Origin of the sequence: Saccharomonospora halophila 8, assembly GCF_000383775.1 — a bacterium.
Taxonomy (GTDB): Bacteria; Actinomycetota; Actinomycetes; order Mycobacteriales; family Pseudonocardiaceae; genus Saccharomonospora; species Saccharomonospora halophila.
Map to the genome: position 1 here is coordinate 15023 of NZ_KB912530.1, position 10178 is coordinate 25200.

Consider the following 10178-nt stretch of genomic DNA (forward strand, 5'->3'; position numbering starts at 1 on the left):
CGCGCGCCGGTCGACGGTCGCGCCCGGCGCCGTGTCCAGCGCGTCGCGCAGGTGCTCGAGATGCGGGCCGGAGAAGTCGACGCGGATGCGTTCCACGCCCCCGGCTCCGTCGGCGAACAGGAACTGCCTCGGCTCGGTGTCGCGTTCGACGTCGCGCCGCGACCCCGGCCTGCGGCCGAGCGCGGAGACCACCGACTCGTACCCCACCCCGGTGGGCACCTTCAGCAGCCGCAGCGCGTCCGACTGGGTCTCCTCGTCGTCGAGCCTGCCGACGAAGACCGAGTCGAGCAGGGCCACGAACCCCTGGATGTTCAGGAAGTCGGCGGGGATCTGGGACGACAGCAGCACGCGGACGTTCCACTTGCGCGAGTCACGGGCGAACCGGTTCATCAGCACCCGGCCCGTGGGCACCTCGGACAGGAAGAACGCCTCGTCGATCCAGACGCCCTTGCGCAGCTCCTTCGGCTTCTCGTACACCGAACGCTGGGTCAGCCACGCCGCGAGGTTGAGCATCTCGATGCCGAGCGCCTCGGCGTCGGTCCAGTGCTCCCGGCCCACGCCCTCCTTGGGCAGCGTCAGCCCGGCCATGGTGAGCACGGTCATCCGGTCGTCCCGGGTCTCCGAGTACGGGTCGGCGTCGCTCTCCGGGATCAGCAGCGACATGCGCTCCCGGAGCTCGTCGAGGAAGTCGGCCACGACGATCGCGTGCTCGTGGTGTTCGCTGGAGTCCCGGCGCAGGGCGTCGATCACCTGCCCCGGGTCGGCGTCGTAGCGCCCGCCCACCGCGCGGACCGCGCGCAGCAGCACGATCCGGGTCTGCGGCATCCGCGCCACCTCGTAGGGGAGCACACCGGTGAGCACGTCGAGCACCAGCCGACGACGGGTGGCACCGGCCAGCGCCCGCTCGCGGCGCCAGGCACGCTCCGGGTCGTCCTCGTCGAGGAAGTGTTCGAGCTGCGGCTCGGCCACCACCCGGTACGGGTTGAGGATGCCGGGTTGGGCGTTGAGCAGGTTGATCGGGCGTGCGTACGGGCGGATCTCGGGCAGCTCGCACAACTGGGACAGCGGCCCGGACGGGTCGAGGATCGTCCAGTGCGCCCCCGCGCGCAGGGTCTTGTAGACGATGCCGCCGCCGAGGAACGACTTGCCGCCGCCGAGTCCGGCCACCAGCGCCGACAGGCCCGAGCCGTCCCGGACCTCCTGGGCCATCCACGGGTCCCAGGCCACCGGGCGGCGCGTGGCGGTGCAGGTCTCGCCGAGCAGGATGCCGCGCCGGTCGCCGACCTCGGCGGTGGCCGTGGGGACGGACGACGCGGCCCAGACCACCGACCCACGCCGGAGGTAGGCACCGGAGGACAGTGCCTCCCCGGGGATGAACTCCCGGGCCAGCGCGTACTGCGCCTCGGGATGTTCGATCGCGACCTTCGGCTTGTAGAGGTCGAGCATCTGCTGCGCCAGTTTCAGGGCGTCCCGCTCGGTGGGGCCGGACACGGCGAGCCGCCACCACGACCGCACCCTGGTGGCCAGCGCGGTGAAGCCGGTGGTCATCTCGTCGTCGATCTCGAGCACCCGGGAGGCCTGCCGGGCCAGCGACTGCGGCGGTTCCAGGTCGTGTTCGTCGGTGTAGTGCTTGACCTGCGAGCGCACCTTGTTCATCTGCCGTTGCAGTTCCCCGGAGACCTCCTCGGGCCTGCGCACGTAGATGCGGGCCGACCACTCGACGGGCGAGGGCAGGCGGTCGGCGTGCTGCACCCACGGGTCGTCGACCTCGGGGATCTGCAGGCCGTGCATCTGCCCCACCGTCAGCACGGCGACGTGCCGGGTCAGGCCGGCGTTGGAGCCCGTGCGCCCGCGCACGGTGACCGTGGGCGCGTAGGGCTCGCTGTGCATGTCCGCCGCGTCGGTGAAGCTGGCCAGATCCTCCGGCTCCCACGCCGCGCCGGGCACGGCGGGCAGGTTGCGCGGCGCGGGCAGCCCCAGCGAGCACGAACGGTGCATCAACCAGGAGATCTCCTCGGCCTGCACCGGCCTGCCCTCCAGCCCCGCTGAGCCGATCACCTGGTCGAGGTGCTCGATCTCGGAGTCGAGCGCGGCGAGCTCGGCGTCGACCGCCTCGGGCAGCACCTTGCGCAGCAGCGGGGCGGCACGCTCGACGGCACGGTCCATGACCCGGCGGGTCTGGACCTGCACCCCGAGGTAGACCTCCTTCTCGGCCATCGAACGGCCCAACAGCTGCTGCTGTTCGCCGACGAGGTAGTCGTCGAACGACAGCGCGCCCGGTACGTCCTCCGGCCGGTGATGGGCGTTGTGGACGTGCGCCTCGGCCCACATCCTGATGGGATAGGGCCTGGTCGTGACCCGCAGGTGCATCCACCGGCCCTGGAGTTCGGCGTACTGGCCCGCGATGGCGGCGATCAGGTCGCGGCGCTGCGCGTCGGAACGGAACGACCAGCGTTGCGGCGCCAGCCGGTACCAGGCGTAGACCTCGTTCCCGGTGCGGAGCAGATGGCCGTCGATGGACCGGGCCGCGATGGACGGGGTGTAGTGGGGTATGGCCTCCTCGCCGGGCAGTCTCCTGCCGCGGTGCGCGCTTTCCGCCTGTTGAGCTGGTGCCGAGGGCTGCACTTTCCGGCTCCGGCCGCGACCGAACAACGACTACCTCCCCAGCGTCGCCGGTGGGCGACGGCGTGCTCGTGGTGGGCTGTCTGACGGAGGGGCGGCAGGGGACGGAGGCGCCGTGTCCTCCCGGGCGCGGTGGCGGTGTCCGTCCCGCGGCCGGGGTCTCTCCGTCCGCACCCGGACCCGGCTCGCACCGGCCGCTCCGCCCGTCCCGGTTCGACGCTCCCTCGGGGCGTGGAGTTCGCGTACCCACATGGTCAGCACCGCCCCCAACGGTCGCTCGTGGCTGATCTTCGACGTGATGACGCGGGTGAGCGCGATGGTGATGACGAACGCCCACGCCGTGGAGAAGAACCCGAACCCGATGCCGATCTGCCGTTCGACGGCGAGCACCACCAGGAACAGCGGGATGCCCACACCCCAGGCCACGTACCGGGCCCGCCACGGGAACGTCGCCTTGGGCGGCCCCAACCACACCGCGTCGACGCGGTAGATCTCGTCGTCCGTCCGGATGCGCACCGCGCGAGCCCTACGTCAGGTCGTGGTGGTGAACAGGCCGGCGAGCCACTCACCGACGTCCACACCGAGACCGCTCACCGCGAGGCCGACGATGGCCAGAGCCACCACCACGCCGGCCAGCCTCCGCATGACACCGGCGTTGTCGCCCTTGCCCCCTCCGAGCCACAGCAACAGCAGGGCGACGGCGAGCAGGACCAGCGGGATGATGTTGTCCAGGATCCAGCCCTGGACGTTGTTCGTGTCGAGCTCGGCCTGCGCCAGTGTCGCAAGCGTCAACGTGGTCATCGCGTACTCCCGAGCGCCCGGGGGGTGGTGCGCCGCGCACCGGTGTGCGCCGCGCCGGGTTTCCGGCACAAGCCGTGTTCAAACAACATCATGGCGTGATGCGAGGTGGGGGTCAAAGGTGCGGAACCGGATGACCGCTGCGGCATTCGACCTCCCTCGGCGCTGTCGCACACGCAGCCCGTGCGTCCACTTCCGTCGAGCGTGACCACTCACCCACGTGTGTCGATCCCTCTCACAGTCTGTGCCAGAACTCCCTCGGTCGGTGACCGCTGGAACAGTGAATCATGCCCGGGCCAGGGGCCGGGGAGGACTTCGGCCAGTGGCGTCCGCCACTCCGTCCCTCCGACCCACCGTTCTCCACCCGTTCGGGCGACTTGCCCCACCGGGGTCACTCGTCCTCCCTGACAGCGAGCAACACCCCCACCCCCAACAATCACCCGTTCGAGTCGCGCCCCGGGTGTGCCGTGAAGGCCCCCTTACCTGCGTCCGACGCAGCGAGGGACCCCTTCACTGCATCCGGGGCAGCGAAGGGGTCCTTCACGGCACATTCCGGTGGCGTGGGGTCAGGAGCGGCCGAACAGTTCGCGGGGGATGGCTCCGGCCTTGAGGGCGGTGCGGGCGAAGTCCCGGCCGAGTTCGGCGATGCGGGCGGCCTTCTCCGGGCCGATGCGCTGGTACGGACCGGTCGCCGCGGCATTGGTGTGCTCCTCGATCCGCGCACGCCACGCGCGACCGCGCTCGGTGAGCCCGCCCGCGGTGTCCAGGACACCCTGCTCACGCAGCTCGGTCTCGGCCGCCGCCCACTCCTCGTCCGACCAGCCGCGGGTCGCCTTGGCGGCCTGCTCGGTGAAGCCTTCCCCCGTGGCGGTGTGCGTCACCAGCGCGTGCAGCCCGGACATTTCCTCCGCGACGAGCGCGGCGATATGCCCGTCCCCGCGGAACTCGCGCAACAGGGTGATGTCGTGCCACACCGCGGTGACCGGGTCGGTGGGCCGGTCGAGGTCCGCGTGCGCGGCGTACAGCGGGCGACCCTGCGGGGTGCAGCCCTCGGCCGCCTCGCGCACCAGACCCGCCAGCTCGGCCAGCTCCGCCGAGTCGGCGGCCTCGTCCCCGAGCAGCCTGCGCAGCGCCTCACCGGCCTTGGCGAAACGCAGCTTGACCACCTCGTCCGGCTCGGCCAGACCCCACGCGCGCGGCACGTGCCGCGCCACCAATTCCGGGCTGAAGTTGTAGAACGTCGCGGTCACCACACCGGCACCCACCGGCCCCAAAGGCGCGGCCCGGCCCGCGAAGTAGCACATGCGCCCCTGCTTCAGGCCCGCGTCGACGAAGGCCTGTTCGACCTCCGGCGCGAAGTACACCATCGAGTGCAGGGGTTCGAGAGTCTGGTGACACCGCAGTGCCACGGCTTCGGCGTCGGCGCGATCCATGCGCGCACCCTATGCGCGCGCACCCGTACGGCGGAAGGTGGCTGGCAGGGCACGGGGCCGTCGCGTGCCCTGCGTCACGGGGCCGGGCGGTCGGTGTCGGCAATTCGGCGGACAGGACCGCTGACGCTGGTGTAGAACTCGATCTCCCCGCACACCGCTGAGAGGGAACCGGTGACCACACCCGCACCCGCCCCGCACGATCCCGGGGCCGCGCACCCCACGGGACGACATCGCCCGATCGGTGGCCTCGGAACCGCCTCGTCCGTCCTGATCGGCCTGATGGCCTCGTACGGTGTGGTGACCACGTGGCTGGGCTGGGAGCAGTACACGCTGGTGTCCGACGCCGTCACCGGGGCCCGGACGGTCACCCTCGCCGAGATCGAGGCGCTGGACAGCCTGTCGCTGACCCTGACACTGCTCTACCTGGCGCTCGGCGTGGTGACCGGCGTGACGTTCCTCGTGTGGCTGTGGCGCACACGGGGCAACGCCGAACTGGCCTCCACGGCACCGCACCGCCGCGCGCGCGGCTGGGTGCTGGGCGGGTGGTTCGTGCCCGTGGTGAACTTCTGGTTCCCGTACCAGATCGTGGCCGACATCTACCGGGCGAGCGCCCCGAACGGGTCGCGCGGCACCCCGTGGCTCGCGTGGTGGTGGGCCTCGTGGCTCGTCGTGCTCGTCCTCGACCGTGGAGCCTCGGCCGCGATCGAGGAGGCGGAACTCACCGTGGACACGTTCCGCACCCTCGCGATCGCCCAGACGCTCACGGGCGTGGCGCTGGTGAGCGCGGCGATCCCCCTCGTCTTCGTGCTGCAGCGCATCACCGCGTGGCAGAACGGGGCCGGGATGCCGCAGGCCTCGGCCGGTCCGGGCGCGACCGCGGGCTGACCCGGACACCGTCCCGCCACCGGGTGGTGCGGGCGCGGATCCCCGCGGCCCACCCGGTGCCGGGACGGGCCGGGTGACACCGCGCGTCAGAGCAACCGGGTCCCGTCCGGGACGGGGTGGTCGAAACCGGCCAGCACCACCCGGCCGTCCGCGTCGTGCGCGCCGGTCACCAGCACCTCGGACTTCACCCCGGCCACCCGCTTCGGCTCGAAGTTGCACACGCACAGCACCTGACGGCCGACGAGTTCCTCCGCACCGTAGTGCTCGGTGACCTGCGCGCTCGAGGTGCGTCGGCCGAGCTCCGGCCCGAGGTCCACGGTGAGTACGTACGCGGGTTTCCGGGCCTTCCCGTTGACTTCGGCCGCCACCACCGTGCCGACCCGCAGCTCGACCTTCTCGAAGTCCGCCCACTCGATCACGGGCACACCCGGTCACCTCGCCTTCTGTCCACACCGACACCGACGACGCCACGGACAGACGCGGGCCGGTGGCGTCGTCGACGATCCTGCCACCCTCTGATCGTCCCGCCACACGGCACCCGCCGACCCACGGCGACGGGAAAGCGGACCCACCGACGGCACCCGACGGTCACAATCGGCTCATGGAACAGCTCACCGTGCGCCCTCCCGAGGAGGAGGAACTTCCCGCCCTCGCCGAACTGCGGTGGGAATGGATCCGGGAGAAGGGGGAGACCCCCGCGATCGATCGCGACGAGTTCCGCACGGAATTCGTCCGGTGGACCCTCCGGAACACCGCATCCCACCGCCCGATGGTCCTGCTCCGGGGCCGGGAGGTGATCGGCATGGCGTGGTTGGCGCTGCTGCCGCGGGTCCCGACGCCCCACTCGGTCGAACGGTGGGCTGGTGACGTGCAGTGCGTGTACGTCGTCCCACAGGAACGGAACCGGGGCCACGGTGGTCGGCTCGTCACCGCCGTCCTGCGACTGGCGGAGGAACTCGGACTGGTCCGGGTGACGGTGCATTCCAGCGACCGGGCGATCCCGGTGTACCAGCGCCACGGCTTCTCCGCCCGGCCCCGACTCCTCCAGGCCGATGTCCCGACTCCCACTTCGTGAGCCATGAGCGGGCGGTGGGATCGGGACGCTAGCGAGCATCGGCGAGACGCCTCCGAAGATCCGCGCACCGCCTCAGCGCGTGCGGGGACTTCCGCTACGGGTCGAACGTCGGGTGCGCTTCCGGTCCGGGAACTTCGGGCCGGGACCGTAGCGCACGGCTACGCCACGTCTCTGCGTCGAGCTCCGCGTGATGATCTCTCTCCCGACGAGGTCCCGGAGGATGTCCCGTGCCTGATAGACATCCACATCGAACAGTCGCTGAATCGTGCGATTATTGATTTCCCCGTAGTCGTTGATGTGCTCGATCACCTTCTTGTCGATGTCGTCCATGGCCCGACTGTGATAGCTCACCGCGTGCCCGAGCTGGGCGACCACCTCCGCACGGAGCCGGTACGACGGGAAGCGGCGGCTCACCGTGCCGCGGGTCGGTTCGAGCATGTCGACGGGTTCCGCGGACAAACGCTTCAACGCGGCCTGTGCCTCTTCAGGAGTTCTCTGCAGTGTCTCGGCGATCGAGTCGGCTCGAACGGTCTTTTTGCGACAGAGACAGTGCACGATCAACAACGTGTCCGTGTCGTCCTGCTCGGTCTCCGGCAGTGTAGCCAGAAACTTCGTGATGCGGACCTTCGGCGGCTGTCCGCGGAAGAGCACCGATACCCGGCTGGCACTCTCCGTGATGACGGGAATGTCGCGGCCGGAACGGATCATCTCCCGATACATCCGGTCGACCCCCTGCCCGACCTCTTCCGCGAGCCCCAGCACGCGGAACGCGGTCGTCAGTGCGGGGAAGCGAGCACGCGAACCGTGGGTGAGGATGTTGTGCGTGGTGATCCCGGACACGAGCGGCCCGGCAGAGTCGATGCGCAGGTACTGCGGCGAATGTTCCACCTGGATGGGAATGCCCAGGCGCCAATCACCGTGGATGAAGGCATTCGCGAGCGCCTCCCGAACAGCCCCCGAAGGATAATCCTCGATCTGCAACTGCTGCCCGTCCGGCAGCGTCACCGGGGTCATGGACTGCCGTGTCCGGATCAGCTGCAGCACCTCTTCGAACGCGGTGACGGCGGGGCCCGGGACCCGCACGATGGTGTCGTTCTCGCCGGACTGCGTCCTCCTGTGCTGATATACGACCATGTCTTCCGAAGCGCCCGCCACCCGAGGGCAGAGCATGATCTCTCCCGACCTCGTCAACGACCCGTCCGGCGCGACCATCTTCAGTGCGCGGAGCAGATCCGGGTCGGTGAAATCGGCGTACTTGCGACGTGCCGCGTCCGTCGACGTCGACAACAGACGACGCACGTAGCGCAGAGCGAGCGGATCGATATCCTCGACCGCACGCCCACTCGCATGGGAGGACCAGTCGACACCACGCCGCTCCTCCGAGAGCCGAGCGACATCCAACGGCCGCATGGGTACGCAGTCGGTACTGATCCGCTGGTATGTGTAACCCTTGACGGTCGCGTGAACCTCCAGCCCTTCCGGGACCCGGATCTCGAGTAGTCGTCGATCGGCGAAGAACACTTCGTCCACCTCGACGAGCAGCCCGGGGTCGGTCAACTGGTGGACCCGCGAACGCAACTCCCCGGCGTCGAGGTCGCACCCCACGAAGGCATCCGGACCGGACTTGTTGTCGGCCACCCCGACCACGATCGTTCCGCCTCGTGAATTGGCGAAGCACACCGCCGCCTCCGCCAGATCCGAGCAGGCGTCCTTGAACTGCGGCTTCTGCTCCTTGAAGTCGAGAACCTCGTTCTCCACCTTCGAAGCCGACCTGCCGTTCGCGACCGCGGTCAACGCAGTCTGGACACTGCTCACTGTGAAGCCCCCTTTGAGGAAGGTAACGGACTTACTGTATCTCCAAAGTCGACTCGAAGCACACCGCTCCACACTTCCGTGAGCAGGACGGACGACTGAGAAGCCCGAGTCGGGTGGATGGTTTGGCGACAAGGTGAGGGCCTCTTCGCAGGACATGACCGGACGGAGACCTGAGGCCGCACTGTCCGCACGATTGCCGCCCGAGAGGGGTGGACGAGTTGGCATGTAAGCCGGATTCTGTCCTCCGTCCCGCCGAGGCGGGACGGGAGGCGGCCATCCCTCTGGGCCTGCCGTCACCGACAGGCTCAAGCGGCCTACCCGCAGGCATCGGACGGGCCGCCCTCGAACGCCTGCGCAGGAGCTCGCGCTCCCTCTTGGCCTTGCTCCGGGTGGGGTTTGCCGAGCCGTCCCGGTCACCCGGGACGCTGGTGGTCTCTTACACCACCGTTTCACCCTTACCCGGCCGTCAGGGGCCGGGCGGTCTGTTTTCTGTGGCACTTTCCCGCGGGTCACCCCGGGTTGCGGTTAGCAACCACCCTGCCCTGTGGAGTCCGGACTTTCCTCGACCGGGAACAGCGTCCCGGCCGCGGCCGCCCTGCCAACTCGTCCACGTTCAGGATACCCGCCGCCCTGTGCCCGCACGCCAACGGTGTGTCAGCGGCACCGAACCGACCCGGATGGAGCGAGCGGGGCGACCCGTTGATTCGCGCTCATTTCCCGTAATGGTAGCGACATGCCGCGATCCGGATCTCGGTTCCGACGACCTTGTGGACGAGCCGGTGTTCATCGCCTGATGCGACGGGACCAGTATCCTTTCAAACCGTGTTTGAGGGGTTCAGGCTTACCGATACGCTCGTTGCCGTTCCGGTCGCTGTCCTTGATCAACGTGTTGATGCGCGTGAGAACCTTGCGGTCGTCCGCTTGCCACCGGACGTAGTCGTCCCAGGCACTCTCGTCCCAGACGATTTTCATCCAACGAGGTTCCGCTCGACGCCGCCACCGCTTTCCAACCTGTCATGGAATTTCCCGCCTTGGCGACTGGCGGTGGCAAGGTCCGAAGACCATCAACGGAGGTCAGCCACGAGCGGCGGGGCCGAACGATCCGCCGTCAGGGCAGGTGGCTGGTGTCGTTGACCAGGCGGACGGAGGTGTTGTCGTCCGGGTAGAAGTCGACCAGCGACAGCGAGGCCAGGTCCAGGTGCAGCCGGAACAGCAGCGCCGGGCCCGAGTCGAGCGCGGTGCGCAGCACCGACTTGATCGGGGTGACGTGGCTGACCATGACGACGGTGCGGCCGGCGTAGCGGTCGAGGATGTCGTCCAGTGCCGTGCGGATGCGGGCGTGCACCTCGTCGAAGCTCTCCCCGCCGGGCGGGCGCACCGAGGTGTCGCCGAGCCAGCGGCCGTGCACGTCGGGATCACGGCGCGCGGCCTCGCCGAAGGTGAGGCCCTCCCACTCGCCGAAGTCGGTCTCGATCAGCCCGCGGTGGGTGACGACCCGGCCGCCGAGGGCGTCGGCCACGGCCCGCGCCGTCTCCGTCGCGCGGGTCAGC

Annotated in this window: 10 protein-coding genes and 1 other RNA gene; 2 read left to right on the forward strand and 9 right to left on the reverse strand. The window is 69.7% G+C overall.

The features are described 5' to 3' along the window. The 4 genes from SACHA_RS0109465 to SACHA_RS0109480 all read right to left on the reverse strand — a co-directional run. The coding region (locus tag SACHA_RS0109465; RefSeq protein WP_028663034.1) for an ATP-binding protein at positions 1-2652 on the reverse strand (2652 nt) is incomplete at its 3' end. A 3-nt stretch (positions 2653-2655) separates the two neighbouring features. Continuing rightward, entirely contained in the window at positions 2656-3138 is a 483-nt protein-coding gene (locus tag SACHA_RS0109470) for a hypothetical protein (RefSeq protein WP_019809201.1), read from the reverse strand. A 15-nt stretch (positions 3139-3153) separates the two neighbouring features. Next, complete coding sequence (locus SACHA_RS0109475) at positions 3154-3423, reverse strand: hypothetical protein (protein ID WP_007024725.1); 270 nt, start codon at positions 3421-3423, stop codon at positions 3154-3156. 563 nt (positions 3424-3986) lie between these two features. After that, a complete protein-coding gene (locus tag SACHA_RS0109480; RefSeq protein WP_019809202.1) occupies positions 3987-4853 on the reverse strand; it encodes an SCO6745 family protein in 867 nt (288 codons plus the stop codon). Between the two features lie 171 nt (positions 4854-5024). Between SACHA_RS0109480 and SACHA_RS0109485 the strand changes: the two genes are divergently transcribed. Then, complete coding sequence (locus SACHA_RS0109485; protein WP_019809203.1) at positions 5025-5738, forward strand: DUF4328 domain-containing protein; 714 nt, start codon at positions 5025-5027, stop codon at positions 5736-5738. An 86-nt stretch (positions 5739-5824) separates the two neighbouring features. Here the strand turns inward: SACHA_RS0109485 and SACHA_RS0109490 are convergent, their stop codons facing one another. Next, entirely contained in the window at positions 5825-6163 is a 339-nt protein-coding gene (locus tag SACHA_RS0109490; protein ID WP_019809204.1) for a tRNA-binding protein, read from the reverse strand. Positions 6164-6339: 176 nt separating this feature from the next. Here SACHA_RS0109490 and SACHA_RS0109495 point away from each other — a divergent pair, with 176 nt between their 5' ends. Continuing rightward, positions 6340-6813: a GNAT family N-acetyltransferase gene (locus SACHA_RS0109495; RefSeq protein WP_019809205.1), complete on the forward strand. Its 474-nt coding sequence runs from the start codon at positions 6340-6342 to the stop codon at positions 6811-6813. Positions 6814-6885: 72 nt separating this feature from the next. On the opposite strand, the gene SACHA_RS0109500 is transcribed toward SACHA_RS0109495, so the two are convergent. The 4 genes from SACHA_RS0109500 to SACHA_RS21270 form a co-directional block, all read right to left on the reverse strand. Further along, positions 6886-8628, reverse strand: a complete 1743-nt coding sequence (locus SACHA_RS0109500; RefSeq protein ID WP_051110155.1) for an RNA-binding domain-containing protein — start codon at positions 8626-8628, stop codon at positions 6886-6888. 210 nt (positions 8629-8838) lie between these two features. Next, positions 8839-9234, reverse strand: an RNA gene (gene rnpB, locus SACHA_RS23375) — RNase P RNA component class A. A gap of 177 nt (positions 9235-9411) precedes the next feature. Beyond that, entirely contained in the window at positions 9412-9600 is a 189-nt protein-coding gene (locus tag SACHA_RS21265; protein WP_019809208.1) for a Txe/YoeB family addiction module toxin, read from the reverse strand. 136 nt (positions 9601-9736) lie between these two features. After that, positions 9737-10178: histidine phosphatase family protein (locus tag SACHA_RS21270; RefSeq protein WP_019809210.1), on the reverse strand; the 442-nt coding region annotated here is incomplete at its 5' end.